The sequence below is a fragment of the Arthrobacter sp. 05N428_2 genome (assembly GCF_056397065.1).
In genome coordinates, this window is sequence record NZ_JBFTMR010000002.1 from 139496 (window position 1) to 163757 (window position 24262).

Here is a 24262-nt window from a genome sequence, read left to right on the forward strand (position 1 = left end):
GCGCCACCGTGCCCGAACTGCCCGAGGTCGAGGTGGTCCGACGCGGCCTGGTGAACTGGGTGCGGGGCCGGACCATCACCGCCGTGGAGGTGCTGGATCCGCGCTCCATCCGACGGCACGCGCTGGGGGCCGAGGACTTCGCCGGGAACCTGGAAGGCGCCCGCGTCCTGGACGTGGTCCGACGCGGGAAATTCCTTTGGCTCCCGCTCACCGACCATCCCGCGCCCGACCGCGGCGACGCGGGGAGCGGCACGCCGGCCGTCGCCCTGATGGCCCACCTGGGCATGTCGGGCCAGCTCCTGATGCAGGACGCCGACGTCCCGGACGAGAAGCACCTGAAGATCCGGCTGCGGCTGAGCCCCGCGTCGGGCATGCCGGAACAGTTGCGGTTCGTGGACCAGCGCATCTTCGGCGGCCTGTTCCTCACCTCGCTGATCCCCACGTACGACGGCGGCCCCGGCGGTCTCGCGGAAACCCCGCTGCCGCTCATCGCCGAAGAAGCCTCGCATATCGCCCGGGACCCGCTGGACCCGTGCTTTTCCTTCGATACCTTCTACCGGCGGCTGCGCGCCCGGAAAACCGGACTGAAGCGGGCGCTCCTGGACCAGGGCCTGGTCTCCGGGATCGGCAACATCTACGCCGACGAGGCGCTCTGGCTCGCCAAGCTGCACTACGCCCGCCCCACGGACACGCTGCGGCGCTCCGAGGCGCTGCGCGTGCTCGACGCCGCCCGGGAGGTCATGGCCGACGCCCTGGCGGCCGGCGGAACCAGCTTCGATTCGCTCTACGTCAACGTCAACGGTGCCTCCGGCTACTTCGAGCGGTCCCTGAACGCCTACGGCCGCGTGGGCCAGGAATGCCGGCGCTGCGCCGCGGCCGGAATAGTCAGCCTGGTCAAGCGTGAACAGTTCATGAACCGTTCGTCCTACACCTGCCCGGTCTGCCAGCCGCGCCCGCGGAACGGGCGCTGGTAGTAATCAGCCAACCTCGCCAGGCCATCGTCCAGCGACACGGAGGGGGTCCAGTCGAGGAGTTCGCGGGTCTCGCGCTGATCGAACCAGTGGGCCGTGGAAAGCTGTTCGGCGAGGAACCTGGTCATCGGTGGTTCCTCCGCCCGGCCGCTCCAGGTCCAGACCCTCTCCACCACCGATCCTGCGGCCCGGGCCGCTCTGCCCGGCACCCGCCACGACGGTGCCGGGACGCCGCCCGCGGCGCATATGCCGGCCAACAGTTCGCCGACCGGCCGCGGTTCGCCGTTGCTGACCACCAGCGCCCGGCCGTGGATGTGCGCCATGCGGTGCAGCGCGGCGGCAATGGCCGATGCGGCGTTGTCGATGTAAGTGGTGTCGATCAGGGCCGCGCCGGCGTCCAGCAGCGGCAGGCGCCCGTGGCCCGCACGCTCCAGCACCCGTTCCACCAGCTGCGTGTCGCCCGGTCCCCAGACAATGTGCGGGCGCACCGCCGCGACCCGGACTTCCGGCGAGTCCGCGGCGAGGGCCAGCAGTTCAGCCTCGGCCTTGGTCCGCGAATAGTCGCCGTGCGTGCGGAGCGGATCCGCCGGCTCGGCGCCCAGTCCGGCGATGGCGGCCCCCGAGTTGGCCACCGACGGGGAGGAGACGAACACCAGGTCCCGCACCCCGGCCGAGCGGGCCGCCCGGAGCAGGCGCCGTGTGCCTTCGACATTGACCTCGTCGAATTCCGCGGCGCGGCCGGTGAAGGAGACCTTCGCGGCCAGATGGATGACGCCCTGCGCGCCCACGGCGGCGCGGCGGACGGCGTCGTCGTCCGTCACGGAGCCGAGGACGTCCGCGGCGCCGTCGACGCCTGAGGGCCGGCGCTGGAACGTGGTGACATCGTGCCCCTGGCCTACCAGCAGCGCGGCCACAGCCCGGCCGAGCAGGCCGCTCGCGCCGGTGACCAGGACCCTCACGGCGTGCCCGGACGGCCGCCGGCCAGCACCTTGGTGGCCCAGCGGGACAGCCGGGTCCTGTCGATTTTGGCGTTGTGGCGGATGTCGGTCGGCTGGGAGGGGACCGTGAGCACGGCGGAAATGCTGACACCGGCCCGGCGGGCGGCGTCCCGCACCCGACCCGCGAGCTGCGGGGCGGCGGGGCCGGCCCGGCGGGCGGGAGGTACGGTCTCGACGACGGCGACGACAGCCTGCGTCCCGGACGGGCCGACCCCGACGACGGCGGCCAGGCCGACCTCGGCCAGGCCCTCGATAGCCTGCTCGGCGCCCACCGGCGTCACGACAGTACCGGGCGCCGTCACGACATGCGCGAGCCGTCCTTCCACCCAGAGCCGCCCGGCCGCGTCGAAGTGTCCGACGTCGCCCGTGCGGTGCCAGCCCGGCGTGCGGTCGCTCTCCATCTGGGTCAGCCAGAGCCTGTCGTAGGCTTCTTTCACGTGCGGGGCGTTGACCAGGATCTCACCCGTCACTGCCGGGTCCGTGACCGAGCCGGTCCCGGGCGCGGTGCCGTCCGCGGCGAGCGGGATGACGGCGACGCGGGCGCCGTGCACCGGCAGGCCGACGCACACACCATTGCCGGCCCCGGCCATGGTTCCGCCGGCCGCGTCGGCCTCGGCGGCGCGGATCTGCTCGAGGCTGATGTCGGTGACCGGCAGCGCCTCGGTCATGCCGTAGGGGGTGTGCAGGGAGGCCCGGGGGACCAGCCGCTGCACCTGGGCGAGGAGCGGCTCGGGGACGGGCGCGCCGGCGGAGAGCACCAGCTCCACGCGGCCCAGGGCATCGTGGCCGGCCCGGTCCAAGCCGCTCTTGGTGGCGAGGACGTTACGCAGCGCCGCGGGCGAGGCGAAGACCACTGTGGCGTCGATGGCCGCGGCGGCGGCCGCCAGCGATCGGGCCGTCAGGGTTCGGGGCGCGGTGACGTCCATGGCGGGCGTCACAGAAACAGCTCCGAGCGCCGGTCCCAGCAGGGCGAACGGGGCGAAGCCCGCCACCAGGCGTGCGCCCGGGCGGATTCCCAGCGTCGCGGCGACGGTGTCCCGCATCGCCGCCAGCTGCCGGTGTGTGTACAGCACGCCCTTGGCGGGACCGGTGGAGCCGGAGGTGAAGAGCACAGCGGCCGGGGCGTCCGCGTCCGTGGTCCGGTCCGGCGTCGTGTCCGGGGCCGGGGGTTCCTGGCTGGCGGCCGTTCCGCGGCTTGCGAGGGCGGCGAGGGACGTGTCGACGGCGAGGAGGCGGCGGCGGGCAGGTGGCAGGTCCCGCACGCTGATGCGCCGTCCCGGCCAGCCGAGCACCGCGGCAGCCGCCAGCGCCTTGTCGATTCCGATCAGGAAATCCGGGGTGGCGCCCTTCACTGCCCGGCTCAGGCCGCGGAGGCCGAGGCCGGCGTCGGCCACGACCACCACCGCGCCCAGCCGGAGGCAGGCGTAGAGGACCACTGTCAGATCCACGCCCGGCGGCACCATCAGGCTCACCCGGCTGCGGCTCCCCACACCGGCTGACGTCAGGCCCGCCGCGAGGGCCGCAATGTCCTGTTCCAGCTGCCGCCAGCTGAGCGAGCGGGAGACGCTGCCGTCCGCTGCCATTTCCGCGACGGCGGTGTCGCCGCCGGCCGCGCCGGACGCCAGCTCGGTAAGCGGGGCCCAGAGGGGCTCGGTGCCCGGCCGCGCGGCTTCGGCGGCCGTGTCCGGCTGCGGGGCGCCGGCGGCGGTCGGGGCGGCAGCCGTTCCGCTGGCCGGGTCGTGCCCGGCGAGCCATTCGAACACGGGCGCAGCGATGTCCCGGTCTTCGGCGACCAGGTGGCCGGCACCCTCGAAGCGGTGCACGTGCGCGTGCGGCAGGCGGCCGATGAGGTCCTTGAGGTACCGGTCGGAGAAGATCGGGTCCCGCGGGCCCCAAAGCATCAGGGCCGGGACGCTCAGCCCGCGCAGCCCTTCGGCGACCCTGCTCAGCGCCGGGAAGCTGGGATGGGACGGGTCGGCCGGGATGTCCGCGACAAAATTCCCCACTCCGGCGCGGCGGCCGGCGCCCCGGTAAGGGGCCATGAAAGCGGTGCGGACAGCCGGGGACAGCGGCGGGTGCGCCAGCGCATGCGTCACCCGCAGGAAAGTGTCCGACGTCGTCGTTCCCCAAGGGTGCACGGCAGGGTGCAGGGCAAGCCGCAGAGCCGGCGGGATGGGCGAGCCGGCGGGCTGGTGCACAGCGGTGTTGGTCAGCACCACGCCGGCGAGCTGCCGGGGGTGTGCCACGGCCCAGCCGAGGCTGATAACGCCGCCCCAGTCGTGGCCGACGGTGACCACGGGCCCGGCCAGCCCGAGCGCGGCGGTGAGGTCTCCCAGGTCGTTGATCCGGTCCGCCAGTCGCCGGAACGTCCCGGTGCGCTCGGAGAAGCCCATGTCCAGCTGGTCCACTGCCACCACCCGCCACGGCCGGGCCGGATCGGTTCCGGCGGCCAGCAGGGTCCGCCACAGGTAGGACCAGGTCGGGTTGCCGTGCACGCACAACAGGGTGCCGGCCGGGACCAGGCCCCGGCGTGAGAGTTGGGCGCCGTTGTCAAGCAGGTGCCAGCGGCGCGTCGTGCCGGGCTCATCCGCGGCGGAACTGGAGGGGACATCGATTTCGCGTGACCATTCCGGGTCGACGCCGGGCCAGTCGGCCTCTACCATGCGATTTCCACCATGGCGGTGTTCAGGCCGGAACCGACGCCCATGCACAGCACGCGGTCGCCGGTGACGAGGGTCTGCGCTTCCGCAGCCAGGGTCATGGGGAGGGACGCCGGGCCCACGTTGCCCCAATGCGGGAAGGTGATCGGCACCTTGGCCGGGTCCAGGTCGATCGCGTCGATGATCGCCTGCGTGTAGGCGTTGCTCACCTGGTGCGTGACGTACCGGTCCATGGAGGCCCAGTCCCACTCCGGTTTCGCCTCGTGCCAGGCCTCCACGACCAGCCGGAGGCCGCCGTCGAGCAGGCCCTTGGTGTCGGTGGTCATACCGTCGATGCCGCCAACGCACAGTTCATGGTGCTCGGTGCCGGCGCGCATCACTCCGCCGACGATCCGGTGCGCCCCGGGGTGTTCGTCCGCGGGGCCGAGGACGGCGGCGGCGGCTCCGGAGCCCAGGGTGAGCGTGGCGAACTCGCGGCTGAAGTCCTCGCGGGTCGTTTCGGGCCGCTGCAGCCGGGCCAGGGTGGCCTCCTGGGTGGCCTGGGCGTCCTCGCCGTTGACGATCACCGCGTACTTGATCTGGCCGGAGTCGATCATGTTGGCGGCCAGGGTCATGCCGTTGACGAAGCCCAAGCACGCGTTGGCCAGGTCGAAGTTCATGGCCGACGACGGCAGGCTCAGCCCGTGGTGGATCTTCACCGCGACGGACGGCTCAAGGCTGCGCCGCGTGACGGAGGTGTTGATCAGCAGGCCAACCTCGGATGCTTCGACGCCGGACTCGGCCAGGGCTTTCGCGCCCGCCTCAATGGCGGCGTCGTCGAACGACGTCCCGGGGGCCCACCAGCGGCGGTGCGTGATGCCGGCGACCCGTTCGAGGAGTTTGGGGGGGAACTTCAACCGCTGCAGGGTCGGCGCCAGCGTGCGGTCGAAGTCCGCGGAACTGACGATTTTCGGTGCTTCGACGCTGCTCACCGAAAGCAACGCGGTATTACGGTGCCGGAATGTTGCATTCCCTATCAAATCAAGCCTCTGTTCGTATCTGTCCTGCGCTCCGGCGGTTGACCACACCCTTTAAGCACAAGCCCAAGTGCTTAACTATGCCCGCTTCAGGCCGGTTCCCGCACGCGCCCGCCGCCCCGGCCGCGGGTTCTCGCGGGTTTTGCGCGGAATTGTCACAGCTCCGCAGTAGATTGTAGGTACCCGGGGCCGTCCAGACCAGCGGCAGAACACCCGCAGACCGCACCAAGCAGGAGACCCGAAACACAGTGCACCTGAAAAGCCTGACCGTCCGCGGGTTCAAGTCGTTCGCCTCGGCGACGACTTTCGAATTCGAACCCGGCGTCACCGCCGTGGTGGGGCCCAACGGCTCGGGCAAGTCAAATGTGGTGGACGCGCTGTCCTGGGTGATGGGCGAGCAGGGCGCCAAGACCCTGCGCGGCGGCAAGATGGAAGACGTCATCTTCGCCGGCACCTCCGGCCGTCCGCCACTGGGCCGGGCGCACGTCTCGCTGACCATCGATAACAGCGACGGCGCGCTGCCCATCGACTACAGCGAAGTAACCATTTCCCGCACGCTGTTCCGCACCGGCGGCTCCGAATACGCCATCAACGGGGCAAGCTGCCGGCTACTGGACATCCAGGAACTGCTCTCCGACTCCGGCCTGGGCCGGGAGATGCACGTGATCGTCGGGCAGGGGCAGCTGGACAAGGTCCTGCATGCCACCCCGGAGGACCGGCGCGGCTTCATCGAGGAGGCGGCCGGCATCCTCAAACACCGCCGCCGCAAGGAAAAGACGGTCCGCAAACTCGAAGCCATGCAGGCCAACCTGGCCCGGCTCAGCGATCTCACCGGTGAGATCCGCCGCCAGCTCACCCCGCTGGGCAAGCAGGCGGAAGTCGCCCGCCGTGCCCAGACCGTCCAGTTCGAGGTGCGTGACGCGCGCTCCCGGCTGCTGGCCGATGACCTGGTCCAGCTGCAGTCGGTCCTGGAGCAGGACGTCGCGGATGAGACCGCGCTGAAGGCACGGCGCGCCGTCGTCGAACGGGAACTGGACAGCGGGCGCCGGCGCCAGGCCGGCTTGGAGCAGCTCGCCGCCGAGGCCACCCCGAAGCTCAACGCCGCCCGGGACAACTGGTACCAGCTCTCCTCCGGGCGGGAACGGCTGCGCTCGCTCGGCTCGCTCGCCGAGGAACGGCGTCGCCTGTTGGGCGCGGCGGACGCGGCCCCCGACCCCGGACGCGACCCCGAACAGCTCGAACGGCAGGCTGCCCGGGTCCGCGCCGAGCAGGCCGGGCTGGAAGCCCAGATCGTGGAGCAGCGCGCCGCCCTGGACGCAGCCTCCGCCGCCAAACAGGAAGCCGAAAGCGCGGCCGCCGCCGAGGACAAACGCCTCGCCACCCTGCTCCGCGCCGCAGCGGACCGGCGCGAGGGCCTCGCCCGGCTGGCCGGCCAGGTCGGTGCTGCGCGGTCGCGGGTCGAATCCGCCCAGGCCGAGCTCGGAAGGCTGCGCGAGTCGCAAAAGGCCGGCGAGGAACGCCGCCGGCACGCCCAAAGCGAATTCACCGCGCTCGAGTCGCAGGTCGCAGGCGTCGAGGACGGCGAGGAAACCCTCGACGCCGAATACGAAGCCGCAAGCGGGGCCCTGGACGCCGTGGCAGCGGAAATCGAGGCCCTCAAGGCCGCGGAACGCGACGCCGAGCGGGAGCGCGGCGCCCTCGTGGCCCGGCGCGACGCCCTGCAGCTGGGCCTCAACCGCAAGGACGGCTCGGAACGCGTCCTGGCCGCCGGACTGCCCGGCGTCCTCGGCGCCCTCGCGGGGATGTTGGCCGTTGAGGCCGGCTACGAGGCCGCCATCGCTGCCGCGCTGGGCAGCTGTTCGGACGCCGTCGTGGTCCGCGACGCCGTCTCCGCCGCGGCCGCGGTGCAGCTCCTCAAGGACGACGACGCCGGCCGCGCCGCGCTTTTGCTGGCCGGCGCCGCGGAATCTGACAGGGCGCCCGACACGCCGGGCGCGGACCCGTTTCCCGGCGCGCTTCCGGCAGGCGCGAGCTGGGCCGCCGCGCTGGTAACGCCGGCCGGAGCCTCTGGTGCCGGCGTCCCGCTTCCGCGGCTGCTGGCCCGGCTGCTGGCCGGCACCGCCGTCGTCGAGGACCTTGACGCCGCCGCACGGCTGATCGCCGACCGGCCGGACCTGATTGCGGTGACCCGCGCCGGCGATGTGTTCACCGCCCTCACGGTTAGTGGCGGCTCCGCCACGGCGCCGTCGCTGCTGGAAGTCCAGGCCGCCGTCGACGACGCAGCTGCACGCCTCGCCGGCGTGGGAGCCGATCTGGAACGGAACCGCTTCGCACTGTCCGCCGCGGAATCCCGCCGCGCAGCCGCACAGGGGAGGGCGGACGCCGCCCTCGAAAAACTGCACGACTCGGACGCGCGGCTCGCCGCTGTGGCCGAACGCCTCGGCCATCTGAACTCGGTGCTGCGCAGCGCCGTCGGGGAGAGCGAACGCCTCGCCGCGTCGCTGGCCCGGGCGGAGGCCAGCATCCAGAGGGAGCAGGAAGCGCTGGCAACCGTGGCGGCCAGGCTGGCCGCCGCCCAGGAGGCCCCCGCGGAGGAAGAGCCCTCGCCCGAGCACCGCGACGCCCTCGCGCTGGCGGCGTCGGCCGCGCGCTCGGCCGAGATGGAGGCCCGCCTGGCGTTGCGCAGCGCGGAGGAACAGCTCACCGCCATCGGCAACCGGGCGACGTCGCTGGAGCGCGCCGCCGCCACCGAACGCCGCGCCCGCGAGGAAGCCGCCGAACGGGCTCGCCGCCGACGGCTCCAGGCCGGCCGCGCCGCCGCCGTGTCCGCCGCCGTGGAGCGGGTGATCGGCTTCATCGACGTATCGGTGGAGCTGGCCCGCCGTGAACGTGACCGCGCCGAGGAGCGCCGCGAGCAGATGGAGCGGGAACTGGCCGAGGTGCGCGGCGGGAATGAAGGCCTTGCGCGCGAACTGGCCGAGCTGACCGACTCCGTGCACCGCGACGAATTGGCCAGGGCCCAGCAGCGCCTCCGGATCGAAGCCCTCGAACTGCGCAGCATCGAGGAACTCGGCCTGACCGCCGACCAGCTCGTCGCCGACTTCGGCCCCGACCGGCCCGTGCCGGTTGCGGCGGGCGCCACGGCGGACAAGTGGGCTGCCCTCCGCGCCCCAGTGGACGAGGACGGGCGCGAGATCATCGAAGGCAAACCCTTCGTCCGCGACGAGCAGGAGAAGAGGCTCCGCAAGGCCGAACGGGACCTCTCCGCGCTGGGCCGGGTCAACCCGCTCGCGCTTGAGGAATTCGCGGCCCTCGAAGAACGACACCAGTTCCTGAGCACCCAGCTGGAGGACCTCAAAGCCAGCCGCAAGGACCTGCTGGACATCATCAAGGAAGTCGATGACCGCGTGCAGAAGGTGTTCGCCGAGGCGTTCGAGGACACGGCTGCCCAGTTCGTCCGGGTGTTCGCGCGGCTCTTCCCCGGCGGTGAGGGCCGGCTGGTCCTGACCGACCCCTCGGACATGCTCAGCACCGGCATCGAAGTGGAGGCACGTCCCGCCGGGAAGAAGATCAAGCGGCTTTCGCTGCTCTCCGGCGGCGAACGGTCGCTGACGGCAGTGGCCCTGCTGGTGGCGATCTTCAAGGCCCGGCCCTCGCCGTTCTACGTCATGGACGAGGTGGAGGCCGCCCTGGACGACACCAACCTGGGCCGTCTCATCACGATCTTCGAGGAGCTGCGCGAGTCCAGCCAGCTGATCGTCATCACGCACCAGAAACGCACCATGGAAGTCGCGGACGCGCTGTACGGCGTCACCATGCGCGGCGACGGCGTCTCCACTGTCATCAGCCAGCGGCTGGGCGCCGAGGTCTGAGAGCCCTGTGAGAAGCTAGGGGTGTGAACGACATCCTTCCCATTCTGCTGCCCATCCTCGTTGTCCTGGTGGTCCTCGGTGCGCTCATCCCGGTGCTCATGAAGACCCGGAAGAACATCACCAACTACCCCGGAACGCGCGACGCGAACGACCCTGTGCAGGGCACCGGCGGCGGGACGCTGCTGGAGGACCGCCCGGCCCCGCCCGGCGGACCGGCGGCGCCGGCCGGCGTCGACGTCGAAGGACTCGAGACCGTCGAGGTACCGGACAACGTCGCGGGCCTCGAGACCGTTCCGGTCGAGACCCCGCTGCCGGTGGCAGGCCGGCTGACCCGGCTGCGCGAACGCCTGATCAAGTCCAACAACATCCTGGGCAAGGGCCTGCTCGCCCTGCTCTCCGCGGACAAGATCGACGAGAACGTCTGGGACGAAGTCGAAGAGACCCTGCTGCTGGCGGACCTGGGCACCGAACCGACCATGCAGCTCGTGGACGCCCTCCGCGAACGCGTCAAGGTGCTGGGGACCCGCTCGCCGGAACACGTCAAAGCCATGCTGCGCGAGGAACTCATCAAGCTGGTTGACCCCGGCATGGACCGCAGCCTGAACGTCGAGCGCCACGCGGACAAGCCCGCCGTGATGATGGTGGTGGGCGTCAACGGCGTCGGCAAAACCACCACGGTGGGCAAGCTCGCCCGCGTGCTCGTCGCCGAGGACAAGGACGTGCTGCTCGGCGCAGCCGACACCTTCCGTGCCGCCGCGGCCGAGCAGCTCGCCACCTGGGGCCAGCGCGTCGGCGTCGCCACCGTCAAGTCGGACATCGACGGCGCGGACCCGGCATCCGTCGCCTATGAGGCGGTCAAGGCCGGCATCGACCAGGAAGTCGACGTCGTCATGATCGACACAGCGGGCCGGCTGCAGAACAAGGTCGGCCTCATGGACGAGCTCGGCAAGGTCAAACGCGTCATCGAAAAGCTTGCCGAGGTGGACGAGGTGCTCCTGGTCCTGGATGCGACCACCGGCCAGAACGGCCTGAACCAGGCCCGCGTCTTCGCCGAGGTGGTGAACATCACGGGCATCGTGCTGACCAAGCTGGACGGCACCGCCAAGGGCGGCATCGTCGTCGCGATCCAAAAGTCCCTTGGTGTGCCGGTCAAGCTGGTGGGTCTCGGCGAGGGCGCGGACGACCTCGCCCCCTTCGACGCCGAAAGCTTCGTGGACGCGCTGCTGAACTAGCCCCTCCCCGCCCAAGTAGCTCGCACTTGTTGTCGTTTTCAGCCCTGAAAACGGCACCTATTGCGAGCTACTTTGCTTACGGGAGTGCCTTAGTACTTGAAGTTCAGCACCGTCACCGTGCCCGCGGTCAGCTTGATGTTCTGCGTCGCGGAATCGGGCTGGAAACCCTCCACCGTGGCACGGTCAGCGAGCGGAACTGGTCCGGATTTGGCCCCGTCGATCAGTGTGCTGTCCTGTGCGGCGTAGCTGGGCCCGGTCAGCTGTGTCATGGTTCCCGTCCGGGCCTTTCCTGGCAGGATGAGGGTCACGGCTGTTTGGGCAGCCTTCTCCGGGTTGTTTTCGTTGACCAGGACGACAGTGGTGCTGCCGTCCTGATTCTGCAAACCGTAGGCGGTCGCAAGGCCGCCCCCAGTGCTGCTGGTCTTCAAGAACTTTGCGCCCTCGAGTGCGCTGACCATGGCAATGCCGAAGTAGTTGGCCCGGGGAGAGAGCAACCCGTTGGGCTGCAGGTACGGCCCGCCGTTGCAGATGGCTGACATGGGCGGTCCGCCGACGCACGTGAGCAGGGAGCTGTGGAATGCAAGCCTGGAAATGCCCAACTGCGCCGCGTTCAGACTGTAGTCGGCGGCCCACAATGCGGAGGCATGCGTTTTAGTGATGTCGTTGGACCCCGGGCACGTTGAAGCGCCGGTCTCCGGCAGCCAGGTTTCGATCCCCGCGGCCCTTCCGATTTTGAGTGCCTCGCCAATGTACTGCACGGCACGTTCGTGCATCCGGGTGCTCATCAGGTTCGACATCACCGGTGAGCTGTCGGCGTTCCGGCCGTCGCAGCTGAAGAGCCCGTAGTAGTGGAAGGTAAGGATCTTGCGCTGCGGCAGCTTCAGGTCGGCGAAGGGCTTCCACCAGCTTTCCTCGTAGGTGCCCGGGCCGGAAATAGGCAGGTTGGGAGCGACCTGGTAGATGGCGGAGGCATAGGCCTGCAGTTCTTTGAGGTAGTCCTCGACTTTGTAGCTCTGCGGACGGACGCCATCGGCGGCGAATCCGTTCGGTTCGTTGCCGACGGTGACGCTGAGGAGACGGTCGCCGAAAATTTTGACTGCGTTTTTGACGAAATCCGCAGCCCGGGCAGGGTCGTAGTGTCCGAGGTCCACGGTGATCGTGAGCTTGGCGCCGGTTGCCTCCAGCAGGGCTTCCACCCGGGTCAGGTCTGTCGGGCCGACCACCCGTGGCAGGTGTGCTTTATCCCCACGGTAATTCTCAGGCAGCGACTCCCCGGACGAGGTCCAGAAGAAGCGGCGGTCAACGGCCCGCCCGCCGAACCTCAGGAACGGCTGATCCATTTGATTCAGGAGCGCGACGACAGTCTTGTTTTCCGCGGAAAGGGCCGGATCGCCTAGGTCAGTAGCCTCAAACGACAACCCGGCGGTGCTTTTATTGAGCACTGTTCCAACTTGGTCCGATGAAACACTGACTTTCAGCGGTTCGACCGGTTCCAGCGGCGAGCCGGCGGGGGGCCCGGGTTGTTTGTAGACGGGGCCTGCGGGAGTCGGCGGCAGGGCCGCCGCGGATGCGGTCAAGGCTTGCGACGTGGTCGCGCTGGGGGTGGTGCTCGCGGCCGGAGACGCTGTCGCACCGCCCGTCGTCGTTGGCCTCAGGAAAAGCACCAGCGACGCCAGCACGGCAATCACTGCGATGGCTGAGATCACGACGGCGGGACGGAGATTCCTTCGCTGCACCGCGTTTGCGTCATCGCTTCGTTCGAGGGAAGTGTCGTCAGGGCTCTGCTCGGACGGACCTTCGTGGGTTGGCATGTAAGAACTTCTCCGGCTTCTGTTGGGAACTCCGACAGCCTAGCCAAATTTGGCCGCCGACGGATGGTGTCCGGAGTTGCGACTCACCTTTCCGTGGCGCGGAACGTTTCCCGGGCCAGCAGCCAGCCCACGGCAGCGACGAGCAGCACCCCGCCGGTGACGCCGAACGCCCAGCCGTAGCCCAGCCGGTCCGCGAGCAGCCCCGCGATGATCGGCCCTACGATCGCGCCGCTGTCCGAGGTCATCTGGAACACGGCCAGCACCCGGCCGCCGGAGCGTTCGTTGCCCACGACGTCGGCGATGGCCGCCTGCTGGGCGGGCCCGAGCAGCCCCGCCCCGACGCCCGCGACGGTCGAGGCCAGCAGGAACCAGGGCAACACGTGTGTCAGGCCGATGCTGGCGGTGGCGAGGCCGGTGACGACCAGCCCGGCGAGGACCAGTGGCTTGCGTCCGAGGCTGTCCGTGAGCCGCCCGGAGAAGGTGAGCGCCAGGGCATTGCCCGCCGCGAAGACCGCCAGCGCCCAGCCCGCGGAGGACGACCCCGCGCCCAGTGCCGCGACGGCGAACAGCGGCACCGTGGCCATCCGGACCCCGAACGTGGCCCAGCCGTTGGCGAAGCTGGACGCCAGCCCGGCCCGGTAGGCACTGTCCCGCAGCGCGTCCCGCAACAGCATGGCCGGCGCCGCGTCGCCGGCTGCACGTGAACCTGCGGGGACGTGGCTGAGCTGGGTCTGCACGACGGCGGCGGCGAGCACCAGCGCGGCCGCGTAGGCGAGGAACGGCACCCGGAGGCCGAAACTTGCCAGCAGCCCGCCCACGATCGGGCCGCACACATTGCCAATCAGGAAGGCAGAGGCATAGGCGCCGGAGACCCGGCCGCGGCTCTCCGGCGGCGCCAGCCGCACCACCAGGGTCATCGACGCCACCGTGAACATCACCGATCCGGCCCCGCCCAGGCCCCGGAAGATCAACAGCTGCCAGTAGTCCTGGGCGAAGGCGCAGGCCGCCGTCGACGCCGCCACGATCAGCAGCCCGGCCACGTAGACCGGGCGTTCCCCCAGCCGGACGATCAGCGCCCCGCCCGCCGGCGCGAACACGAGCCGCATGAACGCGAAGATACTGACAATCACCGCCGCGGCGGTCGCGCCGACGTTGAACGTGGTGGCGAATTGGGGGAGCACCGGTGCCACCAGGCCGAAGCCCAACGCGATCAGGAAGGCCGCGGCCAGCATCACCTTGATGTCCCGTGGCAGGCGGGGCCGGCCGGGACGCGGCAGGCCCGTCGGGGGCCGGGCTCCGTGGGCGGAACGGGTTGCTTTGCTCATGGTGCTGCTTTCAGTGCCGGGAGGGAGGCCGGGGGCGGATGGGGTCCCGGAAACATAACCGTAACAAGCCTGAGACGCACCATTTACTTCCGGGAGGTTCTTGTAACAACCCGGCAATGTAAATCCCCAGTCGGTGAAACACGGCCCCAGCAGACTCTTCTTAGAACGCAAAATGCGTTGGGACCGGCGGACTACTCCGCACCAAAAGCAAGAGAGGACGCAGACCATGGAACTCACCGCAGGTCTCGTTTGGCTCCTGGTCGCTTCAGCCCTCGTGCTGTTCATGACCCCGGGCCTGGCATTCTTCTACGGCGGCATGACCCGCGCCAAGTCGGCTTTGAACATGATGATGATGAGCTTCGTCGCCATCGGAACCGTCGGCATCACGTGGGTCCTGTGGGGCGCCTCGATGGCCACGAGCAACGAAGACAACTTCTTCCAGATCGTCGCCAACCCGTTCAGCCACTTCGGGTTGCACAACTTCACCGACCCGGCGGATCTGCTCAAGGTGGGCTACGCAGCGACCTTCGCCATCATCACCGTGGCGCTGATCTCCGGCGCAGTCGCGGACCGGGCCAAGTTCTCGGCGTGGGTCATCTTCACGCCCATCTGGGCCACCCTCGTTTACGCGCCGCTGGCCTTCATGGTCTGGGGCGGGGGCCTCTTCTCCAAGGACGGCTGGTTCGGCCAGACCTTCGCCCCGGTGATCGACTTCGCCGGCGGCACCGTGGTCCACATCAACGCCGGTGTGGCCGGCCTGATCCTGGTCCTGATCATCGGCAACCGCAAGGGCTTCGGCAAGGACCCCAACCACCGCCCGCACAACATTCCGTTCGTCATGCTCGGCGCCGCAATCCTCTGGTTCGGCTGGTTCGGCTTCAACGCCGGCGCCGCCGCCACAGTCGAGCAGGCCGGCCTGATCTGGGTCAACACCCTGGCCGCTCCCGCCGCCGCGATGCTCGGCTGGCTCGCCGTCGAACGCTTCCGCGACGGGCACCCGACGTCCCTCGGCGCCGCGTCCGGCGTGGTGGCCGGCCTGGTCGCCATCACCCCGGCCTGCGCCAACGTCTCGCCGCTCGGTGCGATCGCCCTGGGCCTCGTTGCCGGTGTCGCCTCGGCCCTCGCCGTCGGCCTGAAGTTCAAGTTCGGCTACGACGACTCGCTCGACGTCGTCGGCGTCCACCTTGTGTCCGGCGTCATCGGCACCGTGGCGATCGGCTTCCTGGCCACCCCGTCCCAAGGCGCCGCGGGCCTGTTCTACGGCGGCGGCAGCACACAGCTCGTCGCTCAGGCCCTCGCGGCACTGTTCTCCATCGTGTTCACCGCTGTGATGACCTTCGTCATTGCCTTCCCGATCCACAAGACGATGGGCTTCCGGGTCTCGCAGGAGCAGGAAGCTGTGGGTGTGGACCTCAGCCTGCACGCTGAGACGGCCTACGAGTTCGGCGTCGGCGGCCAGGGCGGAAGCTTCCAGCCGCTGCACGAACTGATCACGGGCAAGCCGCAGGGCGACGCCGTGACCCCGGCGCCCGAAGCCGTGAACGCCCATTCCAACGGCAAGAAGACAGCAGCTGGCAAGGAGAGTGTGGGGGCATGAAACTGATCACAGCAATCGTCCGTCCGGAAAAGCTCGACGCCATCCGGGAAGGCCTGGAAGCCTACGGGGTGCAGGGCCTGACGGTCAGTGCGGCCAGCGGCTACGGCCGGCAGCGCGGCTACACCGAGGTGTACCGCGGGGCCGAGTACAACGTGGACCTGTTGCCCAAGATCCGGGTCGAGGTGCTCGCCACCGACGAGCAGGCGGACGACATCCTGGATGTCATCATCGCCAGCTCGAACACCGGCAGGGCCGGTGACGGAAAGGTCTGGACCGTGGATGTCTTCGAGGCCGTGCGGGTCCGCACCGGAGAACGCGGCGCGGCAGCCATCTAGGCTGCGGCCCTCCAGCCGCACCGCGCCAGCGGACCGCGAATGAGGGTTGCGACAGCGGGCCGGACACCTGAAGAGGTGGCCGGCCCGCTGTCGTGCGCCCGACGGCGGTGCCCAGCGGCGTCCGACGGCGGTGCCAAGCCGTGCGTCCGACGGCGGTGCCCGGCGTCGTTGTGTCCGCTACGTCGCCCAGCCCGCCGGACCGGGCGTCCCGGCGGCGTATTCCTCCAGCGGCACGCTGTCCCGCGCCCAGGCCTTGAGCACGGGGTCAATGATGCGCCAGCAGTCCTCCGCCGTGTCGCCCCGCACGGAGAGCAGCGGGTCGCCGCTGAGGACCCCCTCCAGGACTTCACCGTAGGGGAGCAGGTCGGAGGCGCTCAGTTCGGCGTGCAGGGTGGCCCGGTCCAGGCTCAGTACGTCGCCGGGGCCGTTGACGTCGACGTCGAACTGCAGCGTGTCCGGGCCGAAGCCGATCCGCAGCTGGTTGGGGGAGTCCACGCCGGTGAAGCCCCGGGGCAGGTGCGGCGCCGGATGGAAGGTGACCACGGCCTCCTTGCGGGTGGCGCTGAGCGCCTTGCCCGAGCGGAGCAGGAACGGCACGCCCTGCCAGCGCCAGTTGTCGATGCTCACCTGGACCTCGGCGAGGGTCTCGGTTTCCCGGGTTGGGTCCACGCCGGCTTCCTTGGCGTAGTCGGGGACCTTCCGGCCGTCGATGGTGCCAGCGGTATACCGTGCGCGCCGGGTGTTTTTGGCGTACGGCGCCTTGATACTGCTGGCGCGCAGGAGCGCGGCGACGGCGTCGCGGAGGTCCCGTTCGTCCACCGAGGCCGGCGGTTCGATCGCCATCAGGGCCATGACCTGCAGCAGGTGGCTCTGGATCATGTCCCGGAGGGCGCCGGCGCCGTCGTAGTAACGGGCCCGGCCTTCGAGGGCGAGGTCTTCATCGAAGATGATCTCCACCTTCGCGATGTGGTCCCGGTTCCAGATCGGTTCCAGGAAGTTGTTCGCGAAACGCAGGCCCAGGATGTTCAGCACGGTGGCCTTGCCCAGGAAATGGTCCACCCGGTGGATGTGGTCCTCGGGGACTAGGGCGGCCAGGGTCTTGTTGAGGTTCCGGGCGGATTCCTCGCTGGACCCGAAAGGCTTCTCCATTACCAGCCGGGTTCCGGCCGGCACTTGGTCGGGGGTGAGGGCTTCGCAGGCCAGCTGGCTGATCTTCGGCGGCAGGGCAAAGTACACCGCCACCGGTCCCGCCAGTTTGGCGAGCAGGCCGGCGAGCTGGCCCCCGGCGGTGACGTCCAGCTGGTGGTAGCTGGTGCCCGCGCGGAGCCGCTTCAGCTCCCGCTTCCCGCTGGAACTGGCCTGGGAGTTGGCGTCGGCGAAGGAGGTTTCCAGGCGGTCCACCCACTGCTCCTGGGTCCAGTCGTCCGAGCCTGCGCCTACCAGCGTGAGGTCCGGCGTGTGGCCCCTCGCCACCAGGCGGGCCAGTCCCGGCAGCAGCAGCCTGCCGGTCAGGTCGCCCGAAGCGCCGAGGATTAGCAAGGTCTTTACAGTTGTTTGACTGGTCACCTACGCCAGCATGCCACCTTGAAGGTGCGGCTTGGTACCCTAGATAGTCGAGTCCCGTTGTCGAGGCAGTTCGTTCCGGCGAAACAGTCACGACTCTGGCGCGCCGCACTGGCCGCCAGCTGTAGATCCACTGAAAGAAGTGCACGGCGCGTGTTCAATTCACTCTCTGACCGGTTGACAGCAACCTTCAAGAACCTCCGTGGCAAGGGCCGCCTCACCGAGGCGGACGTTGACGCCACGGTCCGCGAGATCCGGCGTGCCCTGCTGGACGCCGACGTCGCCGTGCCGGTGGTCCGTGAGTTCACCGCCCGCGTGCGTGAGCGCGCCCTCGGCGCCGAGGTCTCCGGTGCGCTGAACCCGAGCCAGCAGATCGTGAAGATCGTCAACGAGGAACTCGTCGAGATCCTCGGCGGCGAGACCCGCCGGATCCGGCTGGCCAAGACCGGGCCCACCATCATCATGCTCGCCGGCCTCCAGGGTGCGGGCAAGACCACCCTCGCCGGCAAGCTCTCCAGGTTCCTCAAGGCGCAGGGCCACAGCCCCATGCTGGTGGCCTGCGATCTCCAGCGCCCCAACGCTGTGACGCAGCTGCAGGTGGTCGGGCAGCGCGCCGGTGTTCCTGTCTTTGCCCCGCACCCGGGCGCCACCTCCTCCGAGCTGGACCACCCCGCCGGTGACCCGGTCGCCGTCGCCCGTGCCGGCGTCGAGGAAGCCAAGCGCACCCTGCACGACGTCGTGATCGTGGACACCGCCGGCCGCCTCGGCGTCGACGCCGAGATGATGGAACAGGCCCGCCAGATCCGCCGGGCCATCGTCCCCAACGAAGTCCTCTTCGTGATCGACTCGATGATCGGCCAGGACGCCGTGAACACGGCGATGGCCTTCGATGAAGGCGTCAACTTCACCGGCATTGTGCTTTCCAAGCTCGACGGCGACGCCCGCGGCGGTGCCGCGCTGTCCGTCGCGTCGGTCACCGGCAAGCCGGTGATGTTTGCGTCCACCGGCGAAGGCCTGGACGACTTCGAGCTCTTCCACCCGGACCGGATGGCCTCGCGCATCCTCGACATGGGCGACGTGCTCACCCTGATCGAGCAGGCCGAAAAGTCGTGGGACAAGGACGAAGCGGCCCGGATGGCGAAGAAGTTCGCCGACCAGGAGGACTTCACCCTCGAGGACTTCCTCGCCCAGATGCAGCAGATCCGCAACATGGGCTCGATGAAGAAGATGCTCATGATGATGCCGGGGGCGCAGAACATCCGGCAGCAACTGGAACAGTTCGACGAGCGCGAGATTGACCGCGTCGAGGCGATCGTCCGGTCCATGACTCCGCACGAGCGGGTGTCCCCGAAGATCATCAACGGCTCCCGCCGCGCCCGCATCGCCCGCGGTTCCGGCGTGCACGTCTCCGAGGTCAACGGCCTGCTGGAACGATTCGCGCAGGCGCAGAAGATGATGAAGAAAATGGCGGCCGGCGGCGGGATGCCCGGCATGCCGGGGCTGCCCGGGATGGGTGGGGGAGGAGCCCGCAAGGGGTCCAAGCCTGCGGCGAAGAAGAAGGCACGCTCCGGCAACCCGGCCAAGGCCGCCCAGGAGCTCAAGGACGCGGAGGCGCGCCGTGCCGCCGGCGCCAAGGCCCTGCCCACCGGCGCTGCCTTCGGCCAGCAGGGCGGAGACTTCGACCCGTCCCAGCTGAACCTGCCCAAGGGCTTCGACAAGTTCCTCGGCGGCAGCAAGTAGCGGAAGCCGGCTTGGTCCCCGCCAGTATGTCGATGAACATTATGTCGATGACCCGCATGTCGAACACCAGTATGTCGTCGGCCGGGATGCCGGGACGGTGCCATAGGCTTAGGACATGTTCAAGGAGCGCGTAGTCTTCGTCCACGGTGCCGGCAGCTTTGGCGCCGCGGCGTGGCCGAAACAGCATGGCATGGCCCTGGGCTATGACGCACTGTTCCTGCGGCGGCACGGCTTCGACGCCGTCGCCGACCCGCTGGCAACCGATTTCGCGGCGGACGCCGGCATTGTCCTGCGTGCCCTCGCCGACGACGGCCGCGGCGACTCCGGCGGCCACGTCGTGGCCCACGCCCAAGGGGCCATTGCGGCGATGATGGCGGCCGTGGAACGTCCCGATCTGGTCCGGTCGCTCACTCTCGTGGAACCCGCCTGCCTCTCGCTTACGGCCGAACTGCCGGCGACCGCGGCGCACCGGGCGCTCATGCAGCCGCTCTTCGACGTCCGCAACAACCTCAGCGATGAGGATTTCCACCGAGAATTCGTGCGCCGCGTGTTCGCCGCACACGCCCCGGTCCGCGGCACCCTGGGCGCGCCCGCCGCAGACGACGGGCGGGAAGCACACCGACTCAGGCTGCAGGCCCCGGGCTGGGAAGCTCCGCTGCAAATCGTCCCCGGCGTGCCCACGCTGGTCCTTACCGGCGGCTGGGAACCGCTCTACGAGGAAATCGCCGGCTACCTGCGGGAGACGGGCGCGCTGCACCGCATCGCCGCCGGCGGCCATCGTCCCCAGGATTCGAAGGAAGGCGACCGCGCCATCCGCTCCTTCATCGCCGAGGTCAACCGCAGCGGGCACGCCCGGGCGTCCTAAGGTGGCCGCGCCGCGCATCCGGACGGCAACGCCGGAAGACCTCCCTGCGCTGTCCGCCATCGAGGCCGCGGCAGACCGCATGCTGGAGGCGGAGCTGGGGTATCACGCGTTCCTGACTCCTCTGCTCCCGACCTCGGTTGACCCTGTCTGTGTCCTGGTTGCCGGAAATCCACCCGTAGGGTTTGTGCGCGTTGATGAAGTCGACGGACAAGCCCATCTGGAACAACTCTCGGTGCATCCTGACTTCGCCGGCCGCGGGATCGGACGATCTCTGGTTAGAGCGTCCGTCGACGCCGCCCGGTGCCGGGGTTATGAATCGATGACGCTTTGCACGTTTGCGGACATTCCGTTCAATGGACCGTTTTACGCGAGTTGCGGCTTCGAGCCCGTCGCAAACCCCGGCGGAGAACTCGCGGCCTTGCGGGCGCACGAGGCGCAGCTGGGGCTGGATGAGTTGGGCCCACGGATAGCCATGCGGCTTAGGCTTTAAGCCATGAGCAACATCATCGAGTTCAGCGGCCCCGTCCTCACCGGACCCGGCAGGGAACACCGCGGACTGTGGGCCGTCGACGGCAGGCTGACCTTTAGGCGTCCCCGCGCGGCCCCGGACCTGGTCCTGGACGGCTGGGTTATCCCCGGGCTGGTCGATGCGCACTGCCATATCGGGCTCGGTCCCGGTGGGGACGTCCCGGAAGAAGTCGCCGAGGGCCAGGCCAGGACGGACCGTGACGCCGGAACCCTGCTGGTCCGCGACGCCGGAGCCGTCCACGACACCCGCTGGATCCAGCAGCGGAGCGAACTGCCGCGCATCATCCGCGCCGGCCGGCACATCGCGCGGACCCGCCGGTACCTGCGCGGCCTGGCTGTCGAAGTCGAGCCCGAGGACCTAGTGGAGGCCGTCCGCAAGCAAGCCCGCGCCGGCGACGGCTGGGTCAAGCTGGTGGGGGACTGGATCGACCGCGACGCGGGCGACCTCGCCGCCAGCTTCCCGGCGTCGAACGTCAAGGACGCTGTGCAGGCGGCCCATGATGAAGGCGCCCGGATCACGGCGCACTGCTTCGCGGAGGACACCCTCGACGACATGCTCGACGCCGGCATCGACTGCATCGAACACGGAACCGGGCTGCTCCCTCGGCACCTGCCCCGTTTCGTCGACCAGGGCGTCCCGATCGTGCCCACGCTGATCAACATCGCCACCTTCCCGGACATTGCAGCCCAGGCCGAGTCGAAGTTCCCCCGCTACGCCGCGCACATGCGCTCGCTTTGGGAACGACGCGCCGAGCGGATTCTCGAAGCGTACGAGGCCGGCGTGGCCATTTACGCCGGAACGGACGCGGGCAGCGTCATCCAGCACGGACGCATCGTCGACGAACTCGAGGCGCTGCACGCAGCCGGACTCCCGGCCGGGGCCGCGCTCGACACCGGCGCCTGGGCCGCCCGCGACTGGCTCGGAGCGGAATCGATCACCGAAGGCGCCAGTGCCGACGTGCTGGTCTGCGGCGAGGATCCGCGTGCCAATCTCGCCACCCTGCGGGAGTTGCGAAGCATCGTGCTGCGCGGCGAACTGGTCCGGCCGAGCGTCCCGGCACCTAAGGAATAAATTGAAGCTTCAAGTAATTTAGTAGTATGAAAGGGTCGCCGAGAGTCGGTGGCCGCAAAAACCACTGGAGCGTTTCGATGACAGCAGAAGCCAGTACCCAGGATCTTCTTCCCGCCGAACTCACCATGGGCACTGTGATGCTCAAAGTCGGCGACATGAAGCTCATGACCGACTACTACCAGCGTGCCTTGGGCCTCGACATCGTGGCCGAGCAGGACGGCGGGCTCTACCTTGGACGCAAGCAGAAGCCGCTGGTTCACCTTGCTCCGGCCCCCGGGCTCAACCTGCCCTCGCGCGGCGAGGCCGGGCTCTTCCACACCGCCCTGCTTTTCGAGGACCAGCCGGCGCTGGCCGCCACCGTGGCCAGCGCGGCCCAGTACGCGCCGCAGTTCTTCACCGGCAGCGCCGACCACCTTGTCAGCGAGGCCTTCTACTTCAATGACCCCGAGGGCAACGGCATCGAACTCTACTGGGACCGTCCCCGGGACGCCTGGTCCTGGGAGGGCAGCAACGTCGTGATGGACAGCCTCGCCCTGCCGCCGCAGCGCTACCTCGAACAACACCTCACCGAGGCGTCCCTGGCCGGTCAGCGGCAGTCCGACGCCGGCATCGGACACATCCACCTGCAGGTCGGCGACGTACAGTCCGCCCACGACTTCTACGTCGGCACGCTCGGCTTTGAGAAGACCGCCGGCTGGCACGGGCAGGCGCTCTTTGTCTCCGCCGGCGGCTACCACCACCACATGGCCATGAACGTCTGGAACAGCCGAGGCGCGGGACCCCGCCGCGACACCCTGGGCCTGGGTGAGGTCCTGATCGAAGTACCGTCCGGCGATGACGTCGGCGCCCTCGCGGACCGCCTCAAGACCGCCGGAGTCCAGTCCCACCACACCGGCGCCGAACTGCGCTTCGACGATCCGTGGCGCAACCGGATCCGCGTCGCCGTTCGCTGACCTCGGGACATGCCCAGTGGTCGCGGACCCAAGCGCGGGACATGCTCAGTGGTCGCTGCCAGGCGTGGGCATAGTGCCTATATGTCCACCGGGCAGCCCTAACGCGGGACATGTCCGGGTGGCGCAGCCCCAAGCGCGGGACATGTCCAGTGGTCGCGGACCCAAGCGCGGGACATGTCCAGTGGTCGCGGACCCAAGCGCGGGACATGCTCAGTGGTCGCTGCCAGGCGTGGGCATAGTGCCTATATGTCCACCGGGCAGCCCTAACGCGGGACATGTCCCGGTGGCGCAGCCCCAAGCGCGGGACATGTCCAGTGGTCGCGGACCCCAGCGCGGGACATGCTCAGTGGTCGCTGCCAGGCGTGGGCATAGTGCCGATATGTCCACCGGGCAGCCCTAACGCGGGACATGTCCCGGTGGCGCAGCCCCAAGCGCGGGACATGTCCAGTGGTAGCGGACGAAAACGCGGAACATGCTCAGTGGTCGCTGCCAGGCGTGGGCATAGTGCCTATGTGTCCGCTGCTCGCGGCGAAGGGAGGGCATGTCCCCCCGGCTGGGCTAGGCTGAAACCGGACGGCCGGCGCGGGTTCTTGCCTGCGATGCGGCCGCCGGTACGAACGCCGAGCCGACCTTCATGAGGAGCACTTCCTTGGGATTTACTGAAATCTTCGTCGCCACCCACGACGCCGCCCTCAAGCGTGCGGCCGCCCTCGACGAGGGCGCCCCGGCCGCCGCGGGAGCCGTCCGGATTCCGGACATCAGCGACTTCGAGGTCGAGCGCCTCGGCGACCTTGCCGGGACCGCCGTGCATGCCGCAGGCGCCGACTATGAGCTCGCGATGGTGGACGTGGCCAGCGACTCGCTGCTGGGTGTACCGGCGGCCATGGTCCGGACCCTGGCGGACCTGCTCAGCTACGAGACCGAAGGCGACGGCGACGTCTTGACAGATGTCGCCGAGGGCTGGGCCGCCGAGGAGGACATGCCCTTCGGCGCCGAGCAGGCCGCCCGCTATGTCCGGCAGTTGGCCGAGCTCGCCGCGGGCGTGGACCCCGCCACCAAGGACGGGCTCTACGTCTGGACCTCCTGACGCCCACCAGCCGGCGCCGCCAAAATGCGCTGAAAGATGCCGGCTTCGGGTGTCAAGTCGAAATCCGCGCGGTGATCTGGCACAATGAACAGGTACTCGATCTGCGTGGCCCCTCTCTCCGCGTCCGGATCCTGTCCTTTAGAACCCCCTAGTATGGCCCGCCCCACGGGTGCAGAACGCCGGGCTCGACCCCGTTTCAGAAACAGGAGTGACCACAAAAGTGGCCGTAAAGATTCGCCTTAAGCGCTTCGGCAAGATGCGCGCACCGTACTACCGCATCGTCGTCATGGACGCACGCTCCAAGCGTGACGGCCGTGCCATCGAAGAGATCGGCAAGTACCACCCCACCGAAGAGCCCTCGTACATCGAGGTCGACACGGACCGTGCCCAGTACTGGCTCGGCGTCGGCGCGCAGCCGTCCGAGCAGGTTGCCGCGATCCTGAAGATCACCGGCGACTGGCAGAAGTTCAAGGGTCTCCCCGGCCAGGAGGGCACCTTGAAGACCAAGGCTCCCAAGGCCGCCTTCGTTGCCCCGGAAAAGGGTTCCGTGATCATCCCGGAAGCCATCACCAAGAAGGCAAAGAAGGACGACGCCGCCGAGGCTCCCGCCGAAGCAGAGACCACCGAGGCTGAGTAA

18 protein-coding genes are annotated in these 24262 nt (G+C 69.4%); 12 read left to right on the top strand and 6 right to left on the bottom strand.

The genetic code is table 11. The features are described from left to right. The first annotated feature begins 8 nt into the window (after positions 1-8). Positions 9-974: a bifunctional DNA-formamidopyrimidine glycosylase/DNA-(apurinic or apyrimidinic site) lyase gene (gene mutM / locus AC1DGI_RS02355; RefSeq protein ID WP_476897621.1), complete on the top strand. Its 966-nt coding sequence runs from the start codon at positions 9-11 to the stop codon at positions 972-974. On the opposite strand, the gene AC1DGI_RS02360 is transcribed toward mutM, so the two are convergent. Genes AC1DGI_RS02360 through AC1DGI_RS02370 form a run of 3 tightly spaced genes read right to left on the bottom strand, consistent with a single transcriptional unit; the run spans position 926 to position 5648 of the window. Next, positions 926-1930, bottom strand: a complete 1005-nt coding sequence (locus tag AC1DGI_RS02360) for an NAD-dependent epimerase/dehydratase family protein (protein ID WP_476897622.1) — start codon at positions 1928-1930, stop codon at positions 926-928. The genes mutM and AC1DGI_RS02360 overlap by 49 nt on opposite strands. Further along, positions 1927-4632, bottom strand: a complete 2706-nt coding sequence (locus tag AC1DGI_RS02365; RefSeq protein WP_476897623.1) for an alpha/beta fold hydrolase — start codon at positions 4630-4632, stop codon at positions 1927-1929. The genes AC1DGI_RS02360 and AC1DGI_RS02365 overlap by 4 nt, the downstream gene beginning before the upstream one ends. Beyond that, on the bottom strand, positions 4626-5648 hold the full coding sequence (locus tag AC1DGI_RS02370; protein ID WP_441402486.1) for a 3-oxoacyl-ACP synthase III: 1023 nt from the start codon (positions 5646-5648) through the stop codon (positions 4626-4628). Before AC1DGI_RS02370 ends, AC1DGI_RS02365 begins: the two co-directional genes overlap by 7 nt. 245 nt (positions 5649-5893) lie before the next feature. Between AC1DGI_RS02370 and smc the strand changes: the two genes are divergently transcribed. Together smc and ftsY are read left to right on the top strand one after the other, a co-directional pair. Next, positions 5894-9517: a chromosome segregation protein SMC gene (gene smc, locus AC1DGI_RS02375; protein ID WP_476897624.1), complete on the top strand. Its 3624-nt coding sequence runs from the start codon at positions 5894-5896 to the stop codon at positions 9515-9517. A gap of 23 nt (positions 9518-9540) precedes the next feature. Beyond that, on the top strand, positions 9541-10749 hold the full coding sequence (ftsY, locus tag AC1DGI_RS02380; RefSeq protein WP_441402137.1) for a signal recognition particle-docking protein FtsY: 1209 nt from the start codon (positions 9541-9543) through the stop codon (positions 10747-10749). An 89-nt stretch (positions 10750-10838) separates the two neighbouring features. On the opposite strand, the gene AC1DGI_RS02385 is transcribed toward ftsY, so the two are convergent. Further along, a complete protein-coding gene (locus AC1DGI_RS02385; RefSeq protein WP_476897625.1) occupies positions 10839-12089 on the bottom strand; it encodes a hypothetical protein in 1251 nt (416 codons plus the stop codon). A gap of 554 nt (positions 12090-12643) precedes the next feature. Further along, on the bottom strand, positions 12644-13885 hold the full coding sequence (locus AC1DGI_RS02390; protein WP_476897626.1) for an MFS transporter: 1242 nt from the start codon (positions 13883-13885) through the stop codon (positions 12644-12646). Between the two features lie 226 nt (positions 13886-14111). Between AC1DGI_RS02390 and AC1DGI_RS02395 the strand changes: the two genes are divergently transcribed. Continuing rightward, positions 14112-15482, top strand: coding sequence for an ammonium transporter (locus tag AC1DGI_RS02395; RefSeq protein ID WP_476897627.1), 1371 nt, complete (start codon positions 14112-14114; stop codon positions 15480-15482). Beyond that, the gene (locus AC1DGI_RS02400) at positions 15479-15817 is read left to right on the top strand and encodes a P-II family nitrogen regulator (RefSeq protein WP_441400835.1); all 339 of its coding nucleotides are present in this window, start codon (positions 15479-15481) and stop codon (positions 15815-15817) included. The genes AC1DGI_RS02395 and AC1DGI_RS02400 overlap by 4 nt, the downstream gene beginning before the upstream one ends. A gap of 177 nt (positions 15818-15994) precedes the next feature. Here AC1DGI_RS02400 and AC1DGI_RS02405 read toward each other — a convergent pair whose 3' ends face one another. Next, entirely contained in the window at positions 15995-17383 is a 1389-nt protein-coding gene (locus AC1DGI_RS02405; RefSeq protein WP_476897628.1) for a glucose-6-phosphate dehydrogenase, read from the bottom strand. A 150-nt stretch (positions 17384-17533) separates the two neighbouring features. Here AC1DGI_RS02405 and ffh point away from each other — a divergent pair, with 150 nt between their 5' ends. From ffh to rpsP, 7 genes are all read left to right on the top strand, one after another. Then, complete coding sequence (ffh, locus tag AC1DGI_RS02410) at positions 17534-19120, top strand: signal recognition particle protein (RefSeq protein ID WP_476897629.1); 1587 nt, start codon at positions 17534-17536, stop codon at positions 19118-19120. A gap of 115 nt (positions 19121-19235) precedes the next feature. After that, positions 19236-19985: an alpha/beta fold hydrolase gene (locus AC1DGI_RS02415; protein ID WP_476897630.1), complete on the top strand. Its 750-nt coding sequence runs from the start codon at positions 19236-19238 to the stop codon at positions 19983-19985. 1 nt (position 19986) lies between these two features. Next, complete coding sequence (locus tag AC1DGI_RS02420) at positions 19987-20475, top strand: GNAT family N-acetyltransferase (RefSeq protein WP_476897631.1); 489 nt, start codon at positions 19987-19989, stop codon at positions 20473-20475. Positions 20476-20478: 3 nt separating this feature from the next. Further along, positions 20479-21585, top strand: a complete 1107-nt coding sequence (locus AC1DGI_RS02425) for an amidohydrolase family protein (RefSeq protein WP_476897632.1) — start codon at positions 20479-20481, stop codon at positions 21583-21585. 77 nt (positions 21586-21662) lie between these two features. Further along, positions 21663-22538: a VOC family protein gene (locus AC1DGI_RS02430; protein WP_441400823.1), complete on the top strand. Its 876-nt coding sequence runs from the start codon at positions 21663-21665 to the stop codon at positions 22536-22538. 649 nt (positions 22539-23187) lie between these two features. Then, on the top strand, positions 23188-23625 hold the full coding sequence (locus AC1DGI_RS02435) for a hypothetical protein (RefSeq protein WP_441400821.1): 438 nt from the start codon (positions 23188-23190) through the stop codon (positions 23623-23625). A 220-nt stretch (positions 23626-23845) separates the two neighbouring features. Continuing rightward, positions 23846-24262 (top strand): 30S ribosomal protein S16, encoded by a 417-nt coding sequence (rpsP, locus tag AC1DGI_RS02440; protein WP_441400837.1) that lies wholly within the window; start codon positions 23846-23848, stop codon positions 24260-24262.